The 25,526-nt window shown below is 71.3% G+C and carries 22 protein-coding genes; 5 read left to right on the plus strand and 17 right to left on the minus strand.

All coding sequences use genetic code 11. The features are described from left to right. Positions 1-11: 11 nt before the first annotated feature. From DEJ29_RS10840 to DEJ29_RS10855, 4 genes are all read right to left on the minus strand, one after another. Complete coding sequence (locus DEJ29_RS10840; protein WP_258375914.1) at positions 12-473, minus strand: hypothetical protein; 462 nt, start codon at positions 471-473, stop codon at positions 12-14. 107 nt (positions 474-580) lie between these two features. Next, positions 581-1,129 carry a hypothetical protein gene (locus tag DEJ29_RS10845; protein WP_111094587.1) on the minus strand — a complete coding sequence of 183 codons (549 nt, stop codon included), beginning with the start codon at positions 1,127-1,129 and terminating at the stop codon, positions 581-583. Between the two features lie 286 nt (positions 1,130-1,415). Next, complete coding sequence (locus DEJ29_RS10850) at positions 1,416-1,598, minus strand: hypothetical protein (protein ID WP_139196507.1); 183 nt, start codon at positions 1,596-1,598, stop codon at positions 1,416-1,418. Positions 1,599-1,613: 15 nt separating this feature from the next. After that, positions 1,614-2,795 carry a cysteine desulfurase family protein gene (locus DEJ29_RS10855; protein WP_111029170.1) on the minus strand — a complete coding sequence of 394 codons (1,182 nt, stop codon included), beginning with the start codon at positions 2,793-2,795 and terminating at the stop codon, positions 1,614-1,616. Positions 2,796-2,854: 59 nt separating this feature from the next. Between DEJ29_RS10855 and DEJ29_RS10860 the strand changes: the two genes are divergently transcribed. The 3 genes from DEJ29_RS10860 (at position 2,855) to glgB (ending at position 9,687) form a co-directional block, all read left to right on the plus strand. Continuing rightward, the gene (locus DEJ29_RS10860; protein WP_111094586.1) at positions 2,855-4,954 is read left to right on the plus strand and encodes a glycogen debranching protein; all 2,100 of its coding nucleotides are present in this window, start codon (positions 2,855-2,857) and stop codon (positions 4,952-4,954) included. Positions 4,955-5,128: 174 nt separating this feature from the next. Beyond that, positions 5,129-7,129, plus strand: coding sequence for an alpha-1,4-glucan--maltose-1-phosphate maltosyltransferase (locus DEJ29_RS10865; RefSeq protein WP_181438147.1), 2,001 nt, complete (start codon positions 5,129-5,131; stop codon positions 7,127-7,129). Then, positions 7,126-9,687: a 1,4-alpha-glucan branching protein GlgB gene (gene glgB / locus DEJ29_RS10870; protein ID WP_111094585.1), complete on the plus strand. Its 2,562-nt coding sequence runs from the start codon at positions 7,126-7,128 to the stop codon at positions 9,685-9,687. Before DEJ29_RS10865 ends, glgB begins: the two co-directional genes overlap by 4 nt. Positions 9,688-9,898: 211 nt before the next feature. Here the strand turns inward: glgB and DEJ29_RS10875 are convergent, their stop codons facing one another. Both DEJ29_RS10875 and DEJ29_RS10880 read right to left on the minus strand, forming a co-directional pair. Beyond that, entirely contained in the window at positions 9,899-10,909 is a 1,011-nt protein-coding gene (locus DEJ29_RS10875; protein ID WP_111094584.1) for a tetratricopeptide repeat protein, read from the minus strand. Beyond that, the gene (locus DEJ29_RS10880; protein ID WP_111038568.1) at positions 10,906-12,648 is read right to left on the minus strand and encodes a DUF8094 domain-containing protein; all 1,743 of its coding nucleotides are present in this window, start codon (positions 12,646-12,648) and stop codon (positions 10,906-10,908) included. The genes DEJ29_RS10875 and DEJ29_RS10880 overlap by 4 nt, the downstream gene beginning before the upstream one ends. Before the next feature lie 184 nt (positions 12,649-12,832). Here DEJ29_RS10880 and DEJ29_RS10885 point away from each other — a divergent pair, with 184 nt between their 5' ends. After that, positions 12,833-14,674 (plus strand): coiled-coil domain-containing protein, encoded by a 1,842-nt coding sequence (locus tag DEJ29_RS10885; protein ID WP_071406372.1) that lies wholly within the window; start codon positions 12,833-12,835, stop codon positions 14,672-14,674. A gap of 87 nt (positions 14,675-14,761) precedes the next feature. Here DEJ29_RS10885 and DEJ29_RS10890 read toward each other — a convergent pair whose 3' ends face one another. From DEJ29_RS10890 to DEJ29_RS10935, 10 genes are all read right to left on the minus strand, one after another. Then, complete coding sequence (locus tag DEJ29_RS10890; protein WP_110863986.1) at positions 14,762-15,511, minus strand: alpha/beta hydrolase; 750 nt, start codon at positions 15,509-15,511, stop codon at positions 14,762-14,764. After that, positions 15,508-15,810: an Rv1322 family protein gene (locus tag DEJ29_RS10895; RefSeq protein ID WP_110863985.1), complete on the minus strand. Its 303-nt coding sequence runs from the start codon at positions 15,808-15,810 to the stop codon at positions 15,508-15,510. The genes DEJ29_RS10890 and DEJ29_RS10895 overlap by 4 nt, the downstream gene beginning before the upstream one ends. A 12-nt stretch (positions 15,811-15,822) precedes the next feature. Next, positions 15,823-16,737, minus strand: a complete 915-nt coding sequence (locus DEJ29_RS10900; RefSeq protein WP_258375913.1) for an aggregation-promoting factor C-terminal-like domain-containing protein — start codon at positions 16,735-16,737, stop codon at positions 15,823-15,825. Between the two features lie 147 nt (positions 16,738-16,884). Continuing rightward, the gene (locus tag DEJ29_RS10905; RefSeq protein ID WP_071406375.1) at positions 16,885-17,433 is read right to left on the minus strand and encodes a DivIVA domain-containing protein; all 549 of its coding nucleotides are present in this window, start codon (positions 17,431-17,433) and stop codon (positions 16,885-16,887) included. Positions 17,434-17,510: 77 nt separating this feature from the next. Then, a complete protein-coding gene (locus tag DEJ29_RS10910) occupies positions 17,511-18,455 on the minus strand; it encodes a phosphatidate cytidylyltransferase (protein ID WP_111087856.1) in 945 nt (314 codons plus the stop codon). A gap of 65 nt (positions 18,456-18,520) precedes the next feature. After that, a complete protein-coding gene (frr, locus tag DEJ29_RS10915) occupies positions 18,521-19,075 on the minus strand; it encodes a ribosome recycling factor (RefSeq protein ID WP_027465871.1) in 555 nt (184 codons plus the stop codon). Positions 19,076-19,122: 47 nt separating this feature from the next. Further along, complete coding sequence (pyrH, locus tag DEJ29_RS10920) at positions 19,123-19,842, minus strand: UMP kinase (RefSeq protein ID WP_071406376.1); 720 nt, start codon at positions 19,840-19,842, stop codon at positions 19,123-19,125. A gap of 127 nt (positions 19,843-19,969) precedes the next feature. Continuing rightward, the gene (gene tsf / locus DEJ29_RS10925) at positions 19,970-20,797 is read right to left on the minus strand and encodes a translation elongation factor Ts (protein ID WP_027465873.1); all 828 of its coding nucleotides are present in this window, start codon (positions 20,795-20,797) and stop codon (positions 19,970-19,972) included. Between the two features lie 88 nt (positions 20,798-20,885). Then, the gene (rpsB, locus tag DEJ29_RS10930) at positions 20,886-21,803 is read right to left on the minus strand and encodes a 30S ribosomal protein S2 (RefSeq protein WP_111094583.1); all 918 of its coding nucleotides are present in this window, start codon (positions 21,801-21,803) and stop codon (positions 20,886-20,888) included. Between the two features lie 322 nt (positions 21,804-22,125). Next, positions 22,126-23,568 (minus strand): sugar porter family MFS transporter, encoded by a 1,443-nt coding sequence (locus DEJ29_RS10935; protein ID WP_258367097.1) that lies wholly within the window; start codon positions 23,566-23,568, stop codon positions 22,126-22,128. Positions 23,569-23,887: 319 nt separating this feature from the next. Between DEJ29_RS10935 and DEJ29_RS10940 the strand changes: the two genes are divergently transcribed. Next, a complete protein-coding gene (locus DEJ29_RS10940; protein WP_181438146.1) occupies positions 23,888-24,511 on the plus strand; it encodes a murein hydrolase activator EnvC family protein in 624 nt (207 codons plus the stop codon). Positions 24,512-24,575: 64 nt separating this feature from the next. Here the strand turns inward: DEJ29_RS10940 and DEJ29_RS10945 are convergent, their stop codons facing one another. Then, positions 24,576-25,508, minus strand: a complete 933-nt coding sequence (locus tag DEJ29_RS10945) for a tyrosine recombinase XerC (RefSeq protein ID WP_375342291.1) — start codon at positions 25,506-25,508, stop codon at positions 24,576-24,578. Positions 25,509-25,526: the final 18 nt, after the last annotated feature.

The following is a 25,526-nucleotide window of genomic DNA, read 5'->3' on the forward strand; positions in this document are numbered from 1 at the left end:
TGGTCACGGGCTCAGGCTACTGGCGGACGTCCGTCCACCTCGCCGCTCCCGGTGGCTGCTTCCGCAGTGCCGTCACGTGCCCGAGACCGCGCAACCGCCAGTGCCTGGTCAGCCGACGCGAGGAGCACCGGATCACTGGCCCGTCTGAGCGCGACGGCGAGTGTGAAGTCCTCGACGGCACGGTCGACGCTCCCGGCGGCGAGGAGCGCCTTGCCCCGGTGTTGCCGCATCACGGCCTCGCGAGTCGTCCCGATGCACTCGGCGACGAGGAGGTCGTACTCGCGCACAGCGGTGCGGGTGTCGCCGAGGTCACGGTGGCAGTCGGCCCGCAGTGCTCGGACACGCTGCGTCGAGGCGACCCGTTCGAGACGACGAAGCGCATCGCCCGCCTTGCCGGTCCACAGCAACTCGATCTCCTCACGGAGTGGGTCGTCGGCCGATCCTGCGCGGAACGCAGCGAGGTCGGTGATCACCGGACGGAGATCGGCGGACCGGATTCGCCATCCGGGGCCACCCTCGACGTCGATCGTGGTGGCCGTCCCCCGGGTGTGCGGCGTTCGAGGTTCCGGGATGCACGCCGTCACGGTCGTCCGTTGCGGAACGGAAACCGGAACGACCGTCGCCGAACCGCCACGGGCCGAAGCCCTTCTGCCAATCGCGTCAGCTCCACACGCAGATCCGCATCAACGGTCGGCACCCCGACACCCGGGTGCCGAGGGAACGGGTTGCCCTCGATCCCGAGCACCGTCAGTGCGGCGTGGGCGTGCCCGGATGCCGACTCCGGGTCGCCCAGCCGGCTCGCGACGCGCGCCCGCGCTGTCAGGTACCGGACGACGCGGTCGCGGAAGAACGCCGTCCTCCGGATCGAGTCCTCGGCGCCGGCGAGCAGTGCGTCCGCCTCGGCGAGCGACGAGGGATCGCCGAGCTGCAGGAGCACCTCGGCCAGGAGGACCTCCGACATGCCGGTGGTGAACGAGTCGGAGCCGCACTCGGCGATGCGCCGGAGGACGCTCCAGTACTCGTCAGCGGCGTCACGCAGACGTCCCGACAACGCCAGTGACATCGCGAGCACCTCCCCGCCGTCGTTCACGCGCGCCTGCGACCCGCCGACGGCCTCGATCTCCGCCATGAACCGGACGAGCAGCCCCGACCGACCTCGCGGACGCCCTCGTCTGCGGCGCCCTGCAGGGCGAGGGTCACCCCCTGGATGCGGATGTACTCGAGCCTGGACGATCTCGCACGTGCGAGCTTCGCTTCGAACGCCGCAGCGATCTCGTCGTCCCACTCGGTCGAGCGGTACCAGTTGTCGTCCCGCGGCGGTCGGACTCGCGCTGGACGGCGGACGTCCCCTGCGTCGTGTACGTCGTCCGGCCTCGGCACCACGAGCAGCAGTATGCCCTGGAAGGGGACCGGCGTCAGCGTCGCAGCCGAGATCGCCGGTGTCCCACCCAAGCACTGACCAGGACGACGACCGCGCAGATGAAGGTGACGAACCCGAAGGGCCGGGATCCCGGGTGGGTGAACAGCGCGACCGAGACCCCGAAGAACACGATGCCGAGCAGGGCGAAGACGACCCACACGGCGGACGATCGAAGCATGCCCGGAGTCAACCACTACCGCCCGAGCAGCGGCTCCCGCGACGCCATCCCAGCTGCACCGGCCCGAGCGACGGCATCGGGCAGCGCCGTCAGGAACGCGTCGACGTCGGCGTCGGTCGTCGTGTGGCCGAGCGTGATCCGGAGCGCACCACGGGCGTCCTGCTCCGACAGCCCCATCGCGAGCAGCACGTGCGACGCCTCGGGCACGCCGGCCTGGCACGCCGACCCGGTCGACACCGCGACCCCGGCAGCGTCGAGCAAGAAGAGGAGCGAATCGCCCTCGCACCCGGGGAACGTGAAGTGCGCGTTGCCCGGCAGCCGGTCGACCGGGTCCCCCATCAGCACCGCCGACGGCACGGCCGCACGGACCCCGGCGACCAGGCGGTCCCGCAGGGCGACGAGCGATGGGTGCGGCATCGGCTCGGCGACGACCGCGCTGGCCGCCACGCCGAAGGCCGCAGCCGCCGGGGCGTCCTGCGTGCCGCTCCGCACCTGCCGCTGCTGCCCACCACCGTGGATGAGGGGCTCGACGGTGGCCTTCCGCCCGAGCACGAGCGCACCGATGCCGACGGGCCCGCCGATCTTGTGCGCGGAGACGCTGAGGGCGTCGAGGCCGGACCCGGCGAACGACACCGGCACCTGCCCGTAGGCGGCGACCGCGTCGCTGTGCACGGGCACACCTGCGGCGTGCGCGAGCTCGACGATCCGTGACACGGGCTGGATGGTGCCCACCTCGTTGTTCGCCCACAGGAACGTGACCAGGGCGACGTCCGAGGCGTCGGCGAGCCGCGCCTCCAGTCCGGCGAGGTCGACGCGACCCTGCGCGTCCAACGGGACCACGTCGATGACGGCGCCCTCGTGCGTCTCCAGCCAGGTCAGGGTGTCGACGGTGGCGTGGTGCTCGCCGCCCGGGACGACGATGCGGGGCCGCTGGCGGTCGCGCTGGCGAGCCCAGAACAGGCCCTTCACGGCGAGGTTGATGCTCTCGGTGCCGCCGGAGGTGAACACGACCTCCACCGGGTCGGCGTCGAGCGAGCGGGCGACGGCGGCGCGGCCGTCCTCGAGCAGCATCTTGGCGCGCTGACCGGCGCTGTGGATGGACGACGGGTTGCCGACGGTGCCCAGGGCATCGGTGAAGGCGGCGAGCGCCTCCGGCAGGATCGGCGTCGTCGCGGCGTGGTCGAGGTAGACCGACAAATGCACCCCCTGGATCGAGCAGTGTCCAGGATACGCGCCGGTCCTCGTACCCTTGTCGCGTGCACGAGACAGCGATCGACCTGACGCCGGGGTTCTCCCTGGGCGGGACCGTCCCCCGGTTCACCCTGCGGTCCGCGACGGCGACGGGCGTCGTCCTGGTCGTGGCGAGCGCGGGGAGCGCCGACGGAGCCGACCGCTCCGATGGCCGGCCGACGCGGTACGCGCTCGAGCGCGTGCCGGACACCGACGTGTGGACCGGCGAGGTCTCCGGGGTCGTGCCCGGCGACCGCTACCACCTGCTCGTCGACGGGCCGGTCGGGCCGCGGCACGAGTTCGACCCGACGCGTCCGCTGCTCGACCCGTACGCGCGGGGCATCCTGCCGACCGGCGACGACGAGGCGGCCGGACCACGCTGGACCAGCGTGGTCGTCGACGACGCGTTCGACTGGGGCGGCGTCGTGAAGCCGCAGGTCCCGCTCGACCGTGCCGTCGTCTACGAGGCGAACGTCCGCACCCTGACGGCCGCGAACCCGCACCTGCCGGAGCACCTGCGCGGCACGTACGCCGGGGTCGCCCACGAGAGCACGATCGCGCACCTGCACCGCATCGGCGTCACCACGCTCGAGCTGCTGCCCGTGCAGGCGTTCGACACCGAGCGGTGGCTCCGCGACGCCGGCCGGCAGAACGCCTGGGGCTACAACACGCTCGGGTTCTTCGCTCCGCACGCCGCGCATGCCTCGGCACCGGCGCAGCAGGAGGGCGCCGACGCCGTTCTGCGCGAGTTCAAGGGCATGGTCCGGCTGCTGCACGAGGCCGGCATCCAGGTCGTCCTCGACGTCGTCTACAACCACACCGCGGAAGAGGGCCTGGGTGGTCCGACGACGAGCCTGCGTGGCATCGACGGTGCGAACCGCTACCGCTGGGCGCAGACCGACCCACCGCGTCGGGACACCTACTACGACACCACCGGGTGCGGGAACACGCTCGACACCTCGGTCGAGGCGACGGCGGACCTCATCGTCGACAGCCTGGTGTACTGGGCGCGCGAGGTCCAGGTCGACGGGTTCCGCTTCGACCTGATGGCCGCCCTGGCCCGCGACGGCGAGCACCGGTTCGACCCGTCGCACCCGCTGCTCGAGCGCATCCGGAACCACCCGGACCTGCAGGACACCCTGGTGATCGCCGAGCCGTGGGACGTCGGCCCGGACGGCTGGAAGACCGGGGAGTTCGGCGCGGCCGGGCACCGCACGAGCGAGTGGAACGACGGGTTCCGCAACACGGTCCGCCAGTTCTGGCTCACCGACATCGCCGAGGAGCGCCGCACCGGCCTGCCGCAGACCGGGATCGGTGCGCTCGCCGGAGCCCTGACCGGGTCGCGTCACGTCTTCGGCGCCGATCGCGGCCCGCTGGCGAGCGTCAACTTCGTCACCGCGCACGACGGCTTCACCCTGCTCGACCTGGTGTCGTACGACGGCAAGCACAACGAGGCCAACGGCGAGGACAACCGCGACGGCTCGAACGACAACCGCTCGTTCAACCACGGCATCGAGGGTGACACCGCCGACCGCGGGGTCCGCGCCGCGCGCGGCCGGTCGATGCGCAACCTGGTGGCGACCCTGATGCTCTCCGCCGGGGTGCCGATGCTCACCGCCGGCGACGAGCGGAGCCGCACGCAGCACGGCAACAACAACGCCTACGTGGTGTCCGACGACCTGACCCCGGTGGACTGGTCCGACGACGAGGACGCCGAGACGATGACCGAGGCCGTCGCCGCGCTGGCCCGGTTCCGGCAGGCGCACCCGTCGCTCCGCCCCACCCGCTTCGGCGTCGAGGGGCAGGAGACCCCCGGGGCCTCTCGGATGTCCTGGTACGGGCCGGACGGGCACCCGATGACGATCGAGGGCTGGGACCAGCCCGTGCACCGCGCCCTGCAGTACTTCGTCGAGTCGACGCCCGAACACGAGCCCTTCGACCGCGTCCTGGTGGTCGTGCACGGCAGCGGCCGCACCCGAGACCTGACCCTGCCGGTGCGCGAGGACGTCCTCGGGTACCGCCTGGCCTGGTCGAGCGAGAAGCACCGCGACCACGAGCGCCTTCGTCCCGCCGGGCAGGTCTTCACCGCCTACGGCCCCGGCATCCACCTGTTCGAGGTGGCGTAGCGCCGAGCAGGCGGGTGCGGCCCGGCGTCGCGACCGGGTGGCGGACGGGAGGCCCGTGGCGGCCCCGCCACGGGCCTCCCGTCCGGTCCTCAACAGGCTCCACGGCGCGCCCGGCCCTCCACAGCGGGCCGATTCCGGGGAACGCGGAGCCGCTCGCCGGGTAGCGTCGCTTCCGTGGCCACCGCAGACCGACCCCGCCGCCCGAAGATCGGGCGCATCCCGATCACCGAGCTCGCCCCGAGGACGCCGAACGGCTTCCCCGGCAAGGCATTCGACGGCGAGGTGATCACGTTCGGTGCAACCGTCTTCCGAGAAGGACACGGCATCATCGGCGCCGACCTCGTCCTCGAACGCCCAGACGGTGGAACCCGCACCGTCCCCATGACCCTCGGTGCCCCCGGCACCGACCGCTACGAAGCCACGGTGCAGGTCGACCACGTCGGCGTCTGGACGTGGCACGTCGAGTCGTACTCCGACGACTGGGCGAGCTGGCTGCACGGCGCACGCCTGAAGATCGCGGCCGGCGTCGACACCGAGGCGACCCTGCTCGACGGTGCCGTGCTGCTCGACCGGCTGGCCGAGGAGACCGACTCCCCCGCCGCCACCCGTGCCGCTGCACGCGTCCGCGACACCGACCTCGACCCGGCCGAGCGCCTGGCCGCCGTCGACGACCCGCGGATCGTCGCCGAGGTCGAGGAAGCCCCACTCACCTCGCTCCGGACCCACTCCGCCACCCAGCTGCTCGACGTCGAACGCACCCGCGCCGGCGTCGGCGCCTGGTACGAGTTCTTCCCCCGCTCGGAAGGCGCGAAGAAGAACCCGGACGGCTCCTGGAAGAGCGGCGACTTCCGCACCGCGGCCCGCCGGCTGCCCGCCGTCGCCCGGATGGGCTTCGACGTCATCTACCTGCCGCCGATCCACCCCATCGGCACCACCGCCCGCAAGGGGCCGAACAACACGCTCACGCCCGGCCCGAACGACCCCGGCAGCCCCTGGGCGATCGGCTCCCCCGAGGGCGGGCACGACGCGATCCACCCCGACCTCGGCACCGAGGACGACTTCCGCGACTTCGTCGAGACGGCGAAGAACACCGGTATGGAGGTCGCGCTCGACTTCGCGCTGCAGTGCTCCCCCGACCACCCCTGGGTCACCCAGCACCCGGAGTGGTTCACGCAGCGGGCCGACGGCTCAATCGCGACCGCGGAGAACCCGCCGAAGCGCTACCAGGACATCTACCCGATCCAGTTCGACACCGACCCCGAGGGCCTGGTCACCGAGGTCGAGCGTGTCCTGCGGCACTGGATCGCCTTCGGCATCCGCATCTTCCGCGTCGACAACCCGCACACCAAGCCGCTCTGGTTCTGGGAACGCGTCATCCGTGAGATCCGCGACGAGCACCCCGACACCGTGTTCCTCGCCGAGGCGTTCACCCGCCCGGCGATGATGCGCGCGCTCGCCGAGGCCGGGTTCCAGCAGTCGTACTCGTACTTCACCTGGCGCAACACGAAGGACGAGATCGAGGACTACTTCACGGAGCTCTCGCACGAGACGAGCGACTACCTGCGCCCGAACCTCTTCGTGAACACGCCCGACATCCTCACCGAGTACCTGCAGTTCGGCGGTCGTGCCGGCTACAAGGTGCGCGCGGCACTCGCCGCCACCGGCGCGCCGACGTGGGGCATGTACGCCGGGTACGAGCTGTTCGAGGACGTCGCCCGTCCCGGCTCGGAAGAGAACATCGACAACGAGAAGTACGAGTACAAGCCGCGCGACTTCGCCCTGGCCGAGGCCGAGGGTGCGTCGCTCGCGCCGTACGTGACGATGCTCAACCGCCTCCGGGCGGCGCACCCCGCGCTGCGACAGCTGCGGAACCTGCACGTGCACGCCGCCGACGACCCGGCGATCGTCGTCTACTCGAAGCACCTGTCGGGCGAGTACATCCGGTCAGGACGCGCCGACACCGTGATCGTGGTCGCCAACGTCGACCCGCACTCCGCCCGTGAGACCACCGTGCACCTGGACCTCGCCGCACTCGGTCTGCCGACCGAGGGCCTGTTCGACGTCCGTGACGTCGTGACCGGTCAGCGCTGGACCTGGGGCGCGTCGAACTACGTCCGCCTGGACGCGTTCCAGGAGCCCGTGCACCTGCTCGTCGTGGAAGGACCCCACCGATGACCCCCGAACCGACCGACCCCACGAAGCGCGGACCGGCCGTCCCGCCGGTGCCGCCTCCGCCGCCGGCCGTGCCGCGGTACGAGCCGAAGGTGTCCGCGCCCGACGAGGACCTGCCCGGCGCTCCGCCGGCGCAGCGCGAGGCGCCCGACCGCGGCGTGGCGGAGTCCGCCACGCTCGCCGGGCACCCCGCCGACCCGACGCACCCGCGGCAGCCGTCCGTGGCAGCCGCGGCATCGTCGGACGCCCCGACCGCCCCGACCGGCGGCGCTGCACCCGTGGTCCGTCCGGCCTCCGTCGACGCGCCGGTCGCCCCCAGCGCCGCTGCTTCGGCGTCGGCTGCTGCCTCGGCTCCGGCCGCCGCTACCGCCACCGGTACGGCCACGGATCCGCGTCCGGCTCCGATCGAGGACTGGCTGCGTCTGCAGGTGGCCGAGGGCCGCTGGTCCCAGCCGCACGACGTGCTCGGCCCGCACCCGGTCGACGGCGGCACCAGCGTCCGCGTCGTCCGGCACCTGGCCCGCGCGGTGCGCCTCGTGCGCCCCGACGGCGACGACATCGAACTCACGCACGAGGGCGACGGGCTCTGGGCCGGCGCCACTGCCGAGACCCTCGGTCGCTACCGCGTCGAGTCGGAGTACGACTACGACGAGTCCACGGACGAGGACGACGCCACCTGGACCACCGACGACGCGTACCGGTTCGCCCCGACGCTCGGCGAGCTCGACCTGCACCTGTTCGGCGAGGGCCGTGACGAGCAGCTCTGGCACCACCTCGGCGCACACGCCCGCACGGTCGACGGTGTCGACGGTGTCGCGTTCGCCGTCTGGGCACCCCGGGCCACCGCCGTCCGCGTGATCGGTGACTTCGAGGGCTGGGAAGGCCGCACCACCGCGATGCGCCGTCTGAGCGACCTCGGCGTCTGGGAGCTGTTCTGGCCCGGCGCCGTCGTCGGCCAGCGCTACAAGTTCCAGATCCTCACCGACTCCGGCTGGGTGGAGCGGGCCGACCCCTTCGCCCGCGAGGCCGAGATCGCGCCCGCCACGGCCTCCGTCGTCACCGAGTCCACGTACACGTGGTCCGAGGGCGACGCCGCATGGATGGAGCGCCGCGCACAGACCACCACGCACGACGCCCCGATGAGCGTCTACGAGGTGCACCTCGGCTCGTGGCGCCCCGGCCTGTCGTACCGCGAGGTCGCCGACCAGCTCATCGGGCACATGGAGTACACCGGCTTCACCCACGTGGAGTTCCTGCCGCTCGCCGAGCACCCGTTCGGCGGCTCGTGGGGCTACCAGGTCACCGGGTACTACGCACCGACCGCGCGCTTCGGTTCGCCGGACGACCTGCGCTACCTGATCGACCGCCTGCACTCCGCCGGCATCGGCGTGATCATGGACTGGGTCCCCGGGCACTTCCCGAAGGACGAGTGGGCCCTCGGCCGCTTCGACGGCTACGCGCTGTTCGAGCACCCGGACCCCCGCCGCGGCGAGCAGCTCGACTGGGGCACCTACGTGTTCGACTTCGGGCAGCCGCAGGTGCGCAACTTCCTGGTCGCGAACGCGCTGTACTGGTTCGAGGAGTTCCACATCGACGGCCTGCGGGTCGACGCGGTGGCCTCGATGCTGTACCTCGACTACTCCCGCACCGATTGGCTGCCGAACATCCACGGCGGCCGCGAGAACCTCGACGCGATCTCGTTCCTGCAGGAGACGAACGCGACGGCGTACAAGCGCTACCCCGGCATCGTGATGATCGCGGAGGAGAGCACCTCGTGGCCGGGCGTGACCCAGCCGACGAGCGCCGGCGGACTCGGCTTCGGGCAGAAGTGGAACATGGGGTGGATGCACGACTCGCTCGAGTACGTGCAGCGCGACCCCGCGTACCGCAGCTACCACCACGACGAGATCACGTTCTCGTTCGTCTACGCGTTCAGCGAGCAGTTCACCCTGCCGATCAGCCACGACGAGGTCGTGCACGGCAAGGGCTCCCTGTACGGCAAGATGCCCGGCGACGAGTGGCAGAAGCTCGCGAACGTGCGCGCCTACCTGGCGTTCATGTGGGCGCACCCCGGCAAGCAGCTGCTCTTCATGGGCCAGGAGTTCGCGCAGCCCGCCGAGTGGTCCGAGGCGAAGGGCCTCGACTGGTCACTCCTCGACCAGCCCGGTCACCGCGGTGTGCAGGACCTCGTCGCGGAGCTCAACCGCGTGTACAAGGACTCCCCTGCGCTCTGGACGCACGACTCGACGGCCGACGGCTTCGAGTGGCTCGAGGGCGGCGACGCACCGCACTCGACCCTCGGGTTCCTGCGGAAGGACGGCGACGACCGGGTCGCAGTGTTCGTGAACTTCTCCGGCGTGCCGGTGGAGCGTCGCTTCGGGCTGCCGACCGCCGGCGAGTGGCACGAGGTGCTCAACACCGATGCTGCCGAGTACGGCGGCTCCGGAGTCGGCAACCTCGGCGTCGTCACCGCAGAGGACACCCCGTGGGCGGGCCGCCCCGCCTCGGCGCACCTCGTGGTGCCGCCGCTCGGCGCCGTCTGGCTGAAGCTCGCCCAGTAGCCCGGCCAGCGTCCGCGACGCGACCGACGGACAGACGGGAGGCCCGGTGCCAGCTGGCACCGGGCCTCCCGTCTGTCTCATCCCGGGCGAGCGGTTGTGCTCGGGACGCCGTCGTGTCCTCGAGACGCCCCCGAGACGCCGAGACGCCGCCGGATTCGGCGGCGTCTCGGTGTGACGACGGCGTCTTCTTCGCCGTACGGACCCCGCAGGTCTAGTACAGGGCGTTCGCCAGGCGGCGACGCGCCGCGACGACGCGCGGGTCCTCGCTGCCGATGAGCTCGAAGTACTCGACGAGCCGGACGCGCAGGGCCTCACGGTCGTCGCCGAACACCGTCGGCACCAGGTCGAGCAGTCGCCCGAAGGCGTCGTCGACGTGCCCACCGGAGATGTCGAGGTCGGCGACCGCGAGCTGCGCCTGGACGTCCTGGGGGCCCGCTGCTGCTGCCGCACGGATCTCGTCGGCCGTCCGGCCGTTCAGCCGGTCGAGCAGCGACACCTGTGCGAGCCCGGCCACGGCCATCTGGTCGTGCGGGTCCTGCAGGATCGCGGTCTTGTACTCCTCGATCGCGGTGGCGTAGTCGCCCTGCTCGATCGCGTCGTACGCGGCCTGGTGGTGCGGCGGGAGCGGCTCCGGCTCCGGTTCGCCCTGCTCAGCGTCGACCTCGGTCGCAGCGCCGGCGACGGTCACGCGACCGGCCACGCCGTTCTGCTCGGCGGCCTGGAGCACCTGCTCGTAGACGTCGCGGACCTGCGCCTCGGGCAGTGCCCCGACGAAGAGCCCGAGCGGGCGTCCGCCGATCACGGCTGCGACGGTCGGGATCGACTGCGCCTGGAACGCCTGCACGAGCTGGGGGTTCGTGTCGGCGTCCACCTTGGCGAGCACCACGCGGCCGTCGTACTCCGCGGTGAGCTGCTCGAGGATCGGCGAGAGCTGCTTGCACGGCCCGCACCACTCGGCCCAGATGTCCACGATGACCGGGACGACGTTCGACAGCTCCAGGACGTCCTGGAAGGTCGCGTCGGTGACGTCGATCACGAGCGACGGGACGGTCAGGTCGGCACCGTTCACGGCGCCGGCCTCGGTGCCGGGAACGGCTCCGCCGGCGGAACCCGCCGGGGCCGGAGCACCGGACGGCTGGGGCGGCCGCTGTGCACGGTCGACGAGGGACGACAGGTCCACGGCTCCGCGGAGCCCGGACGGGGTCGGGGGGATGTTGCTCATTGCACCTCACTTGCTGCGGTCAGGCCCTGTGTGAACCCGAGCAGGACCACTTTGCCATCCGAGGCGACCGGCGGCACGTAGAAGAGCAGCTGGACGCTGTAGGTCGCGCTGATGCCCTTCTTGCTCGTGTCCACGCCGGACAGTGCCTTGACGGCACCCTCGGTGTTCACCTCGGCACCCGAGGCGGTCGGGGTCACCTTCTCGATCTCGTCCAGGTCCGCGGAGACCAGGGCGCCGGCGTCGTCGGTCGCGATCGCGACGGCGGAGTCGGCGGGCACCTCGGACGAATACTCGATCTTCGCCGTGTCCGGCAGGGCCTTGGCCTTCTTGTCCTTGTACGCCTTGCCGATGGTGGTGCGGAGCGCATCGCCCTCGGTCGCGAACAGGTCGGCGTACTCGCTGGCGGTGTCCTTCGACAGGATGTCGCCGTAGGCGGTCGCGACCTGGTCGGGCTGGATCGTCAGGAGCTTCGACTCCGGCGCGAGCAGTGCGGCACCGATCGTCGTCGGGGCAAGGCTCGGGATCTTCGCGTCGGCCTCGAGCGAGACGTCGTACGCCACCTTGTAGGGATCGCGGGCGGTGTCCTGCACCAGGGTCAGGGCCTGCGGCGCGGACTTGGCGTCACAGTCCTCGGCGACGATCGTGAAGACCGTTCGGGGCCAGGTGTCGGTCTGCTGCGGCAGCGCGACGCACACCTGCGCGGCCGAGATCGCCGGCGGTGCCTTGACGTCCGAGTCCTTGCCGCGGATCGAGTAGTTCGCCAGACGGAGGTCGAGCGCCGCTCCGGAGAACCGGGTCCGGACCAGGTCGCGGTCGCGCGCCCCGTCGGCCTGCTCGGCGACGGCGGCGGTGCGCTGCACGATGCGGGTGATCTGCTGCTTGGTCGCAGCCGTCGGCTCGGTGGTCTCAGCAGCCCCCGTGGCGGTGGCCGTCGGGGTCGGCGTGGCGAGCGACGGGTCGCCGCCCTGCGGCCAGTAGTCCGAGGAACAGCCGGCCAGGGTCAGGGCGCCGACGAGCAGCACCGGGACGCCGATGAGCGCGCGCGTGCCGCGACGACCGCGGCGCGGCACCTGCGCTCCGGCGGCGGCGGCTCGACGGGACGCACGCACCCGCGGCGGGCGGCTGCCACCACTGCGACGGCGGGGACCGCGGCCACGGCGCTGGTGCAGGAAGGCGAGGACGAGCAGCACGAGGCCTCCGAGGACGAACACGCCGCCGGCCACGAGCAGCGGACCGACCGCCGGCGTCGCGGTGTCCTGCGGCCAGGTGACGGACACGTCGCTCGGCGCTGCGGCCTTGCCGTCGCTCACGACGAGGACCGAGACGTCCTGCGGCAGGCGGACGGTGAACTGTCCGGCACCGTCGTACTCCTGGTACCAGAGGTCACTGCCCTTCGGCGAGGGGACGCTGGTCTCGCTGCCCGAGGTCGACCCGACCAGCGACCCCTTCTCGGCGTCGAAGCGGAGCGTGGTGTGCTCGGCGTCACCGATCCAGGCGTCGACGTCGGCGGTCTTGCCGTAGGCCGCGAAGACCTTGCCGGAGCCGGACACGTTGATGCGCTGGTAGCCGGGGTTGGCGTTGAGCGTCGTCCCCGGGATCACGGTCACCGGGGCGGAACTGGTCGTCGAGCTCTCGGCCACGAGCGAGGACGGCGGCGCGAACACGGTCCGCTGTCCCACCGCCAGCGCCACGAGCAGCAGACCGATGACGAAACTGACGATCGCCAGGACGAATCGCACGAACTCTCTCCCTACCGCGCCGGGGTGGGGATGTCGGCGCGCGAATCAGCGACTCAGGATAGCGAGCAACGCTGGACAGCGCATCAATCCGCGCTGTCGCCGGACTCAGACGACCCGCTCCGGCCGCCACTACAATCGACCGCGGGCCGATCCGGGCCCTCCGCCGAGCACCCAGGAGCGACACGTGGCGAACGACGAGGCCGAGTTCGGGACCGAGCTGCGGGGGTACCGCCGCGACGAGGTGGAGCGTTCGCTGAACGACCTGCGCCGCGAGCTCATCAAGTCGAACAACGACCGCGCCGACGCGGCGAAGGAGATCCGTCTCCTGCAGGCCCGGGTCTCCGAACTGCAGGGCGAGCTCGACGAAGCCGGCACCCCCACGTACAGCGGACTGGGCACCCGCCTCGAGTCCACCCTGCGTGTGGCCGAGGAGCAGTCGACCCGCCTCATCAGCCAGGCGGACATCGACGCCCAGCGCCTCCGTGCCTCGAGCCGTTCCGAAGCCGAGCGCACCGTCCGCGAGGCCCAGGAGGAAGCGCGCGACACCCTCGAGGACGCCCGCACCCGCGCCACCAACGAACTGACCCGCGCCCGCGCCGAGGCAGCCGACACCGTCGAACGTGCGCGGGCCGAGGCCGGTCTGCTCACGCAGGACGCCCGCAACGAAGCCGCCGCGATCCGCGGGGCAGCCGTGACCGAGGCCGCCGAGGTCCGTTCCGTCGCCATCCGCGAGACGAACGCACTGCGCGCTCAGGTCGAGCACGAGGTCGCCGAGCTGCGCGAGATCGCCCAGCGCGAGTCCGCCGACGCCCGCACCGCTGCCGCCGAGCTCGACCGCGAGACCGAGCACCGCCGTTCGGTCTTCGAGGCCGACCACGCCCGCCGCACCGAGGACCTCGACCGCGAGGAGACGACCCGGCGCGAGGCCCTCGAGCGCGAGGTCACCGAGGGCCGCGCCGCCTGGCACCGCGAGCGTGACGAGGAGCAGCAGGCACACGCGCTGGCACTCGAGACCGGTCGCGCCGAACTCGAGTCCGAGGTCACCCGCCGCCGCGCCGAGCTCGACACCGAGGTCGCCGACCGCCGCCGCGAACTCGACGAGGAACTCGCCGCCGCCCGCGCCCAGTGGGACCGCGAACTGGCAGCAGCCCGCACCGCACTCGAGCAGGAGATCGAGGCGGCCCAGGCGCAGCTCCGCGTCGACGAGGAGCAGACCCGCGTCGAGAACGCGCGCCTGGTGCAGGAGACCGCCGACCGGATCGCCCGTGAGCTCGAGGAGCACGACGCCCGGATCGCGCAGGAGCGCGCCGAGGCCGATGCGGCAGCCGAGCGCGCCGTCCGGGAGCACGAGAACGCCATCGCCGCCCGACGCGAGCGCGAGCACGCCGAGGTCGACACCGAGATCGCCGACCGCCGCACCGCCGAGCTCGGGGTGCTCGAGGCCGAGCGCACCGCCCTGCGGCAGGAGATCGACACCGCACGCGCCGCCCTGGTCAAGGAGCGCGACGAGGTCCGTGCCGAGATCGCCCGGGAGCGCGACGAGGCCCGCACGACGCTCGAGTCGGAACTCGCCTCCCGCCGCGACGACGCCGAGCAGGACTACCTGCGGAAGCACCACGAGACGGTCACCGAGACGCAGAAGTACCTGGACGAGGCCAACCTGCAGCTCGCCGAGGCCACGCGCCGCGCGACCGAGGCCCGCGAACGCGCGGAACGCCTGCAGCAGGAGGCCGACGACCTCGAGCGCACCAGCACGGCCGAGGCCCAGGAGCACGCCCGCACCATCGTCGCCGACGCGCAGGACCGGGTGCACCGGATGGTCGCCGACGCCGAGGAGCGCACCGCCGGCGTCATCGCCGAGGCCGAGGACCGCCTGGCGGCGATCCGCACCGAACGCGAAGCCGTCGCGGGCTACCTCGAGAACCTCCGCGGGGTCCTCACGAACGCCACGGGCCTGCTCGGCACGGCACCCGCCGCAGCGTCCGCTGCGGACGCTGCCGACGACGTGGACGCGACCGACCGCTGACGGTCCACGGCCTGGAGGCGCGACCCGCGCCTCCAGGCCGTCCCACCTGGTGCAGGTGGCGGGCCGCAGGGCGTCGTACGGACGTGCTCAGACGGGCCAGTGGGTCGGCAGCGGGGCGCTGCCCGGCACGACGAGGTCGGCGATCGCGTCGAGGACGATCCGCACGTACCGCTCCCCCACCCACAGGTGCTTCGCACCGTCGACGGGCACGACCCGGACGTTCGGGGCGAGCGCGAACCGTGCCGCCGCGGCCTCGGGCTGCAGGAAGTCGTCGTGCTCGGGGACGAGCGCCACGACCGGCACCTCGACGGCAGCCCAACGGGCGAGTTCCTCGTCCGAGGTGCGGTGCAGCGGCGGTGACAGCAGGACGACACCGGCGACCGTGCCGGCCTCGACGTGTTCGAGCGCGTGCTTGAGGATCACCTCGGTGCCGAAGGACCACCCCACCAGCCACGGGGTCGGCAGGCCGCGGTCGACGACCTCGGCGACGGCGGCGCGCAGGTCGAAGCCCTCGGACACGCCCTCGCCGAAGACACCCTCGGACGTGCCGCGCGGCGACGTGACGGACCGGAAGTTGAACCGCAGCACCGCGATGTCGGCGAGGGCGGGCAGCCGTGCCGCGGCCTTCTTGAGGACGTGCGAGTCCATGAACCCGTGCGCGGTCGGCAGGGGGTGGAGCGTGACGATGGTCCCGCGAGCCGGGGTGTCGGCCGGCTCGGCGAGTTCACCGACGAGCGTCAGGTGGTCGTCCGTGACGAGCTCGACATCGGTGCGACGGGCCGGCAGCACGGTGGCGGACCGGATCTCGGTGTCGTGCGGCACGTCGTGCTCGGTCATGCGATGCTCCAGCAGTGGTTGTGCCAGTGCCGGCGCGACGCCAGGTCGGCAGCATCGCCGAGCACGCCGTCCGCACGCCAGACCACCACGTGGGCCGTGCCGGGCAGGACGCTTCCGCCGCACCCCGGGCAGATGTACTCCTTCTGCGCCGACGCGGCCGAGATCGGCTGCACCTGGTACTCGCGACCGTGACGGACCTCGGTGCGCTTCCACGAGCTCATCAGCCGGTCGAGGGTGGTCTCCTCGTCAGGCTCGACGTCGCGACCACGGGGACGCCGCGGTCGGTTGCTGCGCGGCACCCGAGCAGCCGATCAGTACCAGTTGTTGGCCTGGCTGTGTCCCCAGGCACCGCAGGGGGTGCCGTAGACGCCGGCGATGTAGTTGAGACCCCAGGTGATCTGCGTCGCCGGGTTGGTCTGCCAGTCGGCGCCGGCCGTGGCCATCTTGCTGCCGGGGAGGGCCTGCGGGATGCCGTACGCACCGCTGGGGTTGTAGGCGTTCACCCGCCAGCCGGACTCCTTGTTCCACAGCGAGACCAGGCAGTTGTACTGGTCGGTGCCCCAGCCACGAGCCGTGACCTGCTGCAGGGCGATCGCCTGCGCGCTGCCCGGGTCGGGCGTCGCGGCGGTGGCGGCGAGCGTGTTGGCGGCCGAGACCGGCTGGTTCTCGGTGGCCGCGGCGTCCGCGCTGTCGTCGGTGGTCTCGGCGTCGGCGTCGGCTTCGTCCTCTTCGACGACGGGCTTGACGACCTTCGGGGCCGGGACGGTGACGTCGTAGCCGTCACGGTCGGCAGCGGCCACGGCGTAGGTGCCGTGCGCGGTGTACTGCTGCGGCGCCGGCGGCGTCTTCACGAGCACCGGGGTGTCGACGGCGGCCTGTGCCACGTCGGCCTGCAGCGGGTTGAACAGCGAGCCGCCGACGAACAGGAACACGCCGACGAAGGACATCATCGGGGCGACCGCGCGCTTGCGGGCGACGGCGTTCACCGACGACGCGGTGGGCTTGACGAGCTTCGGCGTCGCACGGCGCTGCACCGTCGCGGTGCGCTGCTTCGCGGGACGCTGGTGGGCGTCGACCAGAGCATCGTGGGCGAAGGACGCCACACGCTCGTCGGAGACGCGGTTCGCCGCCACCGACTTCGGCGTGGCGACCGGACCCGTCGTCGCGGGCGCTGCCTGCGGGGTCACCCCGAACGCCGACGTCTCCGTCGTGCGGGTTCGCTGCATTGCCGCGCGGCGCTCACCGGAAGCCTGGAGGCTGAGGTGCTCGCGGGTATCGCGGTCGGAGCTTGAGTCTGCCGTGTGCCTGCCCATGAGTAGGACCAGGGTAACGGAACGATCACGGAAAGCGAAGCACCTGGGGACAGCGCGTCGTCACCGGACAGCGAGCATCACTTCGACGACGGCGTCGAGCAGCGCGTCGACCTGCGCCTCGCGGTACCCGCCGTGCTTCGGGCGGAAGACGATCGAGCGGACCTCGGTGAGGCTGAGCGGCTTGCCCTCGCGGAAGTACCCGGCGAGTCGGGCGGCGAACGCGTCGACGTCCTTCGGGTGGTAGCCGGTGCCGAGCACGCTGACCCGGCTGAACCGCTGCCCGTCGGGCCGCTCGAGCCGCGCCACGACGTCGGAGGCCTTCGTCCGTGCCTCGGCGTACCAGGCCTTCTTGCCGACCTCGCTCATCTCCCGCTCACGCTCGCGGGCCGCGAAGGCGTCCTCGAGTCGCTCGAGTGCGGCGTCGACGTGCGACGTGGAGTAACCGCCCTTGCGCATCGAGAACGCCGTGGCGCGGATCTTCGCGGCCTCGATGCCGGGGGCGCTGTCGTCGGCGGAGTACGCGCGCCGGGCGTCCTCGAGGAAACGCTCGACTTCGTCGACGTCGTAACCGAGGGCGGAACGGGCTGCGGTCGGGAAGGTGGTGGCCACGGCGTCATTCTGCCAGTCCCCGACCGTGGCACAACCTGGACGCGCTGAGTGCGGCGTTCAGCCCGGCCCGACAGCGGTCAGTGGTTGACGATCAGGTACAGCACGTAGGCGACGGCGGCGGACGGCAGGATGCTGTCGATGCGGTCGAGCAGGCCGCCGTGTCCGGGCAGGAACGACGAGATGTCCTTGATGCCGAGGTCGCGCTTGATCATCGACTCGGTCAGGTCGCCGAGCGTGGCCGAACCGGAGATGAGCACACCGAGCAGGACACCGGTCCACCAGGGCAGCCCGAGCATGAACACGGCCACCAGGATGCCGACGACGATGCTCGCTGCCACGGACCCGGCGAAGCCCTCCCACGTCTTCTTGGGGCTGATGCGGGGAGCCATCGGGTGCTTGCCGAGGTTCAGCCCGGTGGCGTACGCACCGGTGTCGACCGCGACGACGACGAGGATGAACCCGATCACCCAGAGGTTGCCGTCCGGCTGGGCGGAGAGCAGCACCACGCATGCTCCGAGCAGCGAGATGTAGGCCTGCACGAACAACCCGTTCGTGAGGTCTCGGGCGACGTTGCCGGCCGGGGGCTTCTGCCGCGCGACGGCGACCTCGACGAGTCGCCAGACGCTGATCAGGACGATGCCGCCGAGCAGGGTGAACAGCGCCGCCACCTGGCCGAGCAGGAACGCCGCCGGCACGATCGCGATCGCGACGGCGACGCTCGGGATCCGCGGGACGTCGCGGCCGGCGAACCGCATCGCGCTCGTGAGTTCGTAGACGCCGACGCCCAGCAGGAACGCCGCGACGACCATGAAGGACGGCGGCCAGAGGAGCAGCGTGCCGAGCATCACGACCGCGAACGCGAGCGCGATGCCGATCGCCGCCGGCAGGTTGCGCCCGGTCCGCGCGGTCAGCGCTTCGTTGCGCGCGCCGAAGTCGGCCTTGCGCTGGCGGAGCTGCGCCTCGAAGTCGGTGCGCGCCGCTCGTGCGCGCGCATCGAAGTCTTGACGGAGCCCCTTCTTCACGGGCCCGCTCGACGCGGGCCCGTGCTCTGCTGTGGGGCGGTCATCGCCCTGGTCGGAGCGACGCATCAGACCTCGAGGAGTTCGGCTTCCTTCTTCTTCAGCGACTCGTCGATCTGGTCGACGTGCTTCTTCGTCAGGGCCTCGAGGTCCTTGTCGCCGCGCGAGATCTCGTCGTCGGAGATCTCACCCTTGAGTGCGTCGAGGTCGTCCTTGGCCTTGCGGCGGATGTTCCGGACGACGACCTTGTGGTCTTCGCCCTTCGTCCGCACGAGCTTGACGAATTCCTTGCGGCGGTCCTTGGTGAGCTCCGGGATCGTCACGCGGACGATGTCGCCGTCGTTCGTCGGGCTGGCGCCGAGGTTCGGGAAGGTCGCGATCGCGCGCTCGATCTCCTTGAGCGCCGTCTTGTCGTACGGCGTCACGATGAGCGTGCGGGCCTCGGGGGTCTGCAGCGACGCGAGCTGCGCGAGCGGCGTCGGCGTGCCGTAGTACTCGACCGGGATCTTCTGGAAGAGCGCCGCGTTGATGCGGCCGGTGCGGACGGTCGAGAAGTCGTCCTTGGCGACCTCGACCGCCTTCGCCATCTTCTCGGTGGCTTCGGTCAGGACATCACTGATCACGGTGTTACTCCTTCGGTACTGGCGTCGAGTCTAGTCAGCGCCGGGGGTCAGTTGCTGACGACGGTGCCGATGCGCTCGCCACGGATCGCGGCCTGGACGTTGCCGTCGCCCTCCATGCCGAAGACGTGCATCGGCATGCCGTTGTCCATGCAGAGCGAGAACGCGGTGGCGTCGACGACCTTGAGGCCCTTGAGCAGCGCGTCCTGGTAGGTCACGTGGTGCAGCTTCTCGGCGGTGGCGTCCTTCTTCGGGTCGGCGGTGTACACGCCGTCGACGCCGTTCTTGGCGACGAGGACCTCGTCCGCCTTGATCTCGAGCGCACGCTGCGCCGCCACCGTGTCGGTGGAGAAGTACGGCAGTCCGGCACCGGCGCCGAAGATGACGACCCGGCCCTTCTCGAGGTGCCGCTCGGCGCGCCGCGGGATGTACGGCTCCGCGACCTGGGTCATCGCGATCGCGGACTGCACGCGGGTCGCAGCGCCCGCCTGCTCGAGGAAGTCCTGCAGCGCGAGTGCGTTCATCACCGTGCCGAGCATGCCCATGTAGTCGGCGCGCCCGCGGTCCATGCCGCGCTGCGAGAGCTCGGCTCCGCGGAAGAAGTTGCCCCCGCCGACGACGATCGCGATCTCGACCTCGCGCGCGGCGACGGCGATCTCCTTGGCGATGGTGCCGATCACGTCGGGGTTCACCCCGAGGGAGCCAGCGCCGAACGCCTCTCCCGACAGCTTCAGCAGAACGCGGCGTCGTCCGGTCTTCTCGTCGGTCATCTGGTCCGCACCCTTCGTCGTGGTCTCGTGGAAATGTACTCGCGGATGTGTCGCGCGCGTGTCGTGCCGGCGCGCGCGAAAAACGGGGCCAGGAACCTGGTTGGTTCCTGACCCCGTCACGGGTTCGTTACGCGCCGACCTTGACGCGGGCGAAGCCCTGGATCGTGATGCCGGCGTTCTCGGCGGCCTTCGCGACGGAGATCTTGTTGTCCTTCGCGTAGTCCTGGTCGAGGAGCGACACCTGCTTGATGTAGGCGTTCACCCGGCCCTCGACGATCTTCGGGAGCGCAGCCTCGGGCTTGCCCTCTTCGCGCGTGATCGCCTCGACGGTCGCACGCTCCTTCTCGATGGCCTCGGCCGGGACCTCGTCGCGGGTCAGGTACGTCGGGTTCGCGAACGCGACGTGCTGGGCGATCGAACGTGCCTCGGCGGCGTTGTCACCCTCGTACGCGATGACGACGGCGATCTGCGGCGGCAGGTCCTGGCTGGTCTTGTGCAGGTAGATCTCGAAGGCCGAGCCCTCGACACGGCGGACCGTGCGGACCTCGAGCTTCTCGCCCAGCGCGGCAGCCGACTCGTTGACGACCTCGAGGACGGTCTTGCCGTCCAGCGGTGCGGCGTTGGCGGCAGCGACGTCGGCGGCACCGGCAGCGGCGACCGCGCCCAGCACCTTGTCGGCGAGGGTAGTGAACTTCTCGTTCTTCGCGACGAAGTCGGTCTCGCTCGCGAGCTCGACGACCGTGGCGGCGCCGTTCTCGGAGGTCGCGACGACGACACCCTCGGAGGTGGCACGGTCGTCGCGCTTGGCGACGGCCTTGGCACCCTTGATGCGGAGCAGCTCGACGGCCTTGTCGTAGTCGCCGTCGGCCTCGACGAGCGCGTTCTTCGCGTCCATCATGCCGGCGCCGAGGTCCTCGCGGAGCTTCTTCACGTCAGCAGCGGTGAAGTTTGCCATTGACTGGAGTCCTTTCTGGACTGTACGTGTGTGGAGAGTGGAGTGCAGTCGGGGCGCCGGACCCGGTGGGGTCCGGCGCCCCGGCGACTCACTCGGCGGGGGTGGTCTCCGCGGCTGCCTCGGCCTCGGCCGTCGGCTCCGCGTTCTTCGCCCCGTCGGCGATCGGCTCGCCGATCTCCTTCGCGGCGACCTGCGCGTCAGCGTCGTTCTCCTCGACCGGGGCGGCGGGCGCCTCGGTCGTGGCGGCGGTCTCGCCACCGAGGAGCTCCTGCTCCCACTCGGCGAGGGGCTCGCTGGCCTCGTCCTCGTCGCCACCGTTGTGGCGGGTCTTCAGGCCCTCGGCCGCGGCGTCGGCGACGATGCGGGTCAGGAGGCCGACGGAGCGGATCGCGTCGTCGTTGCCCGGGATCGGGTACGTGATCTCGTCGGGGTCGCAGTTGGTGTCGAGGATGCCGATGATCGGGATACCGAGCTTCTGCGCCTCGTCGACGGCGAGGTGCTCCTTCTTGGTGTCGACGATCCAGAGCGCGCTCGGGGTCCGCGTGAGGTTGCGGATACCACCGAGGGTCTTGTGGAGCTTGTCCAGCTCGCGCTTCTTGATGAGGAGCTCCTTCTTGGTGAAGCCCTTCGTCGTGTCGTCGAAGTCGATCTCCTCGAGCTCCTTCATGCGCGCGAGGCGCTTGGAGACCGTCTGGAAGTTCGTGAGCAGACCGCCGAGCCAACGCTGGTTGACGTACGGCTGGCCGACGCGGGTCGCCTGCTCGGCGATGGAGCCCTGCGCCTGCTTCTTGGTGCCCACGAAGAGGATCGTGCCACCGTGCGCGACCGTCTCCTTGACGAAGTCGTACGCGCGGTCGATGAAGGCCAGCGACTGCTGCAGGTCGATGATGTGGATGCCCGAGCGCTCGGCGAGGATGAAGCGCTTCACCTTCGGGTTCCACCGACGGGTCTGGTGTCCGAAGTGGACGCCGCTGTCGAGCAGCTGGCGGATGGTGACGACGGCCATGTGCCGTCCTCCTTCTGTGTTCTCGGCGCGCAGCCGTGCTCTCGCACGTCGCTGCGGACCTGTTGCGGTTGTGTCGATCACGACCGTCGGTCGTGGTCCCTGGTGTCCTGGCACGCGACCGCCCGCTCGTGAGAGCGGGACCGGTGGTCGGGTACCGAGCCCGTGAGGGCCTGGTGGACACGCGAAGTCAGCGCGCATCAGCACGCTGCTGGATAGATGCTAACAGAAGGGAGGCCCGGATCACGCGCGCCTCGCGGCTGACGTGATCCGGGCCTCCAGTCCGGCGATCCGTGCGGAACGGACGCGGTGCGCGACCGGCCGATCAGGCCTTGGCGTCCACCGTGTCGCCGTCGGCGGAGATGCCCATCTCCTCGAGCGAGCGGCCCTTGGTCTCCGGGATCTTGGCGATGACGAAGAACAGCGACAGCAGCGCGAACAGCGCGTAGATGCCGTAGGTGACCGTCAGGTTGAAGCCGGACAGCACCGGGAACGAGATAGTCACGATGAAGTTCGCGATCCAGTTGGCGGCCGAGCCGATGCCGAGCGCCGTGGCACGGATGCGGTTCGGGAACATCTCGCCGAGCAGGACCCACATGAGCGGACCCCACGTGGCGCCGAAGGACACCACGAAGAGGTTCGCGAAGATCAGTGCGATGACGCCCCACGAGCCGGGGAGGCTCGGGCTGCCGTCGACGATCGTCGCCTGCGAGAACGCGATGGCGACCATGGTGAGCGAGACGAACATGCCCGCGGAACCGGCGACGAGCAGCGGCTTGCGGCCGACCTTGTCGACCAGGAAGATCGCCACGAAGGTGACGGCGACGTTGACCACCGAGGTGATCGTGGAGATGAGGAACGAGTCCTCCTCCTTGAAGCCGACGGCCTGCCAGAGCGTCGTCGAGTAGTAGAAGATCACGTTGATGCCGACGAACTGCTGCAGCACGGCCAGGATGATGCCCACCCAGACGATCGGCTGGAGCCCGAAGCGGTTGCCCCGGATGGAGCCCTTCTTCTCGTTGGCTTCCTTCTTGATGCCGTCCTGGATCTCCTCCAGGCTCGTGTTCACGGTGTCGCGCGGGACGATCTTGCCCATCACGACGCGCGCATCGTCAGCACGGCCCTTGGTGAGCAGGTAGCGCGGGGACTCCGGCAGCGTGATCGCCAGGACGCCGTAGACGACCGAGGGGATCACCCCGACCAGGAACATCCAGCGCCAGGCGGCCAGGCCCCAGACCTCGGCCGAGGCGCTGCCCGCGGTGACGGCGAAGAGCTGGTCGGACAGGAGCGCGGCGAAGATACCGAGCGTGATCGCCAGCTGCTGGAACGAGGCCAGCCGCCCGCGGATCGCCTTCGGGGAGACCTCGGAGATGTACGCCGGTGCGATGACCGAGGCGGTACCGATGCCGAGACCGCCGACGAGACGCCAGATCACGAGGTCCCACGTCGCGAACGCGAACGCCGAACCGATCGACGAGACGAAGAACAGCACGGCGGCCCAGAACATGATCCGGGTGCGGCCGTAACGGTCGGCGAGGCGGCCGGCGAAGTAGGCGCCGAACGCGCAACCGATCAGGGCCGATGCGACCGCGAAGCCGCTGGCCGCGTCGGAGAGGTTGAACTCGCCCTTGATCGCGTCGACGGCGCCGTTGATGACGGACGAGTCGAAGCCGAACAGGAAGCCACCGACCGCCGCCGCGATGGCGAACAGGGTGACCTTCCCCTTGAACGCACGGTCTTCGCCGTGCCCGGTGGTCGTGGTGGACACGATGCTCCTGGGTTCTGCCGCCGTGCAGTTGTGCAGCACGGTGCCCCGGCGGTCGGCTGGTTCGCCGTCCGAGCGGCGTTGCGTGTTCCGGAGCGGCCCCGACTGTACTCCTCGCTCGGGATCTGGTCATAACCGGGGCGTGATCGGGACGGCGCGGGGCTTGCGCGCCGACGCGGAACGACACTGTCGCCGTCGTACGACGTCGGTTCTGTCGTTTCCGTCCTCGGCACGTTCCTCCCCAAGCCTGGAGGCGCGACTCCCCCTCCACGGATCGCCCACGCCCGCCCCGGGGCCGGGTTCCACCGCCCAGGCTGGGGACATGCGATCGAACGCACGTCCCGTCCTGCTGTCCGTGGTGTGCGCGGCGGTGCTGAGCGTGACCGTGCTGAGCGGGACGGTGCTGGGCGGGACGGCGGTGTTCGGAGCCGGGGCGTCGGTGGGCTCCGAGGCGTCGGTGGGCTCCGGGGTGTCGGTGGGCTCCGGGGCGTCGGTGGGCACTGCCACCGATTCGGGCCGGGTCGAGGCTCGCTGGGTCTGGCCCACCGGATCGCGGGTGGTCGAGCGCGCCTGGGAAGCGCCGTCCTCGGACTACGCCGCCGGCCACCGGGGCCTCGACGTCCCGGCCGCCCTCGGCAGCACCGCCTCGGCGGTGGACGACGGCACCGTGGCGTTCGCCGGCGCGGTCGGTGGCCGCACCGTCGTGACGATCGACCACGGCGACGGACTGGTCAGCACGCTCGACTCGGTGACGTCCCTGGTCGCCGCCGGCGACGAGGTCGTGCAGGGCGCGCCGGTCGGCCGTGTCTCGGTCGGGCACTGTCCGGCGTCGGCGCCGTGCCTGCACCTCGGTGCTCGCGTCGACGGTCGTTACGTCGACCCGATGGCGTACCTGCCACCGGCCGAGTGGCCGGTGCTCCTGCCCGAGTCGGCATGGCCCGGTTGAGCGGAGCCGCCCGGGACCGACCGGGAACCGACTGGAACCGGACGGGACGCACGTCGGCGCAGCGTCAGGCGCGCGGGTGCGCCGTCCGGTAGACCTCGCGCAGCCGGGCCGAGGACACGTGCGTGTAGATCTGCGTCGTGCCGAGGCTGGCGTGACCGAGGAGCTCCTGCACCGCGCGAAGGTCCGCTCCCCCGTCGAGCAGGTGCGTCGCCGCGGTGTGCCGGAAGGTGTGCGGCCCGCTCGGGCCCTCGCCCGGCAGGTCACCGAGCAACCGCGCCACCACGCGGTAGGCACTGCGGACGCCGAGTCGGGCGCCACGGTCGCCGAGGAACAGCGCCGTGCCTGCCGGTCCCTCCGCCCGTGCTGCGAGGGCGGGCCGTCCGCGCTCGAGCCACGCCTCGAGTGCGTCCCGTGCCGGCACCCCGAACGGCACCACGCGTTCCTTGCCGCCCTTGCCGAGCACCCGCACGGTCAGGCGTCCGCGATCGACGTCGGTCACGTCGATCCCGACGAGTTCGCTGACCCGGATGGCCGCGGCGTACAGGAGCTCGACCAGGGCCAGGTCCCGCAGCGCCGCCGGGTCGTCCGTCGCCGCTCGGGCACCGAGCCCGTCGAGCAGGGCGCGCACCTGGTCGGCCGACACGACGCGGGGAAGGTGCGCCCCGCCCTTCGGTGCACGGAGCCGGACCCCGGCGTCGGTCGTCGTCACCCCGGTCTCGCTCGCCCAACGCGTGAACGCCCGCACGGACGAGGACCGCCGAGCGATCGTCGACCGGGCGAGCCCCCGGTGGTCGGCGTCCCACAGCCAGTCACGGAGGAGCTCGAGCTCGACGTCGGCGACGCGGTCGACCCCTCGGGTGTCCGCGAAGGCCACGAGCTGCTCGAGGTCGTTGGCGTACGCGCGCAGGGTCTGCTCGCTGAGGCCCCGCGCGTGCCGGGCATGCCCGAGGAAGGCGTCCACCGCCATCACCAGTCGACCGTCCGTCCGCGCAACCACGACGTCAGCGTACGGCTG

This window comes from Curtobacterium sp. MCPF17_021, assembly GCF_003234605.2.
Lineage (GTDB): Bacteria > Actinomycetota > Actinomycetes > Actinomycetales > Microbacteriaceae > Curtobacterium > Curtobacterium flaccumfaciens.

Excerpts from the sequence above, each read along its gene's own strand:
- DEJ29_RS10850 (WP_139196507.1), bottom strand. The coding sequence starts at position 1,598 with ATGCTTCGATCGTCCGCCGTGTGGGTCGTCTTCGCCCTGCTCGGCATC.
- tsf (WP_027465873.1), bottom strand. The coding sequence starts at position 20,797 with ATGGCAAACTTCACCGCTGCTGACGTGAAGAAGCTCCGCGAGGACCTC.
- pyrH (WP_071406376.1), bottom strand. The coding sequence starts at position 19,842 with ATGACCGACGAGAAGACCGGACGACGCCGCGTTCTGCTGAAGCTGTCG.
- glgB (WP_111094585.1), top strand. The coding sequence starts at position 7,126 with ATGACCCCCGAACCGACCGACCCCACGAAGCGCGGACCGGCCGTCCCG.
- DEJ29_RS10900 (WP_258375913.1), bottom strand. The coding sequence starts at position 16,737 with ATGCAGCGAACCCGCACGACGGAGACGTCGGCGTTCGGGGTGACCCCG.
- DEJ29_RS10890 (WP_110863986.1), bottom strand. The coding sequence starts at position 15,511 with ATGACCGAGCACGACGTGCCGCACGACACCGAGATCCGGTCCGCCACC.
- DEJ29_RS10845 (WP_111094587.1), bottom strand. The coding sequence starts at position 1,129 with ATGGCGGAGATCGAGGCCGTCGGCGGGTCGCAGGCGCGCGTGAACGAC.
- DEJ29_RS10875 (WP_111094584.1), bottom strand. The coding sequence starts at position 10,909 with ATGAGCAACATCCCCCCGACCCCGTCCGGGCTCCGCGGAGCCGTGGAC.
- rpsB (WP_111094583.1), bottom strand. The coding sequence starts at position 21,803 with ATGGCCGTCGTCACCATCCGCCAGCTGCTCGACAGCGGCGTCCACTTC.
- DEJ29_RS10940 (WP_181438146.1), top strand. The coding sequence starts at position 23,888 with ATGCGATCGAACGCACGTCCCGTCCTGCTGTCCGTGGTGTGCGCGGCG.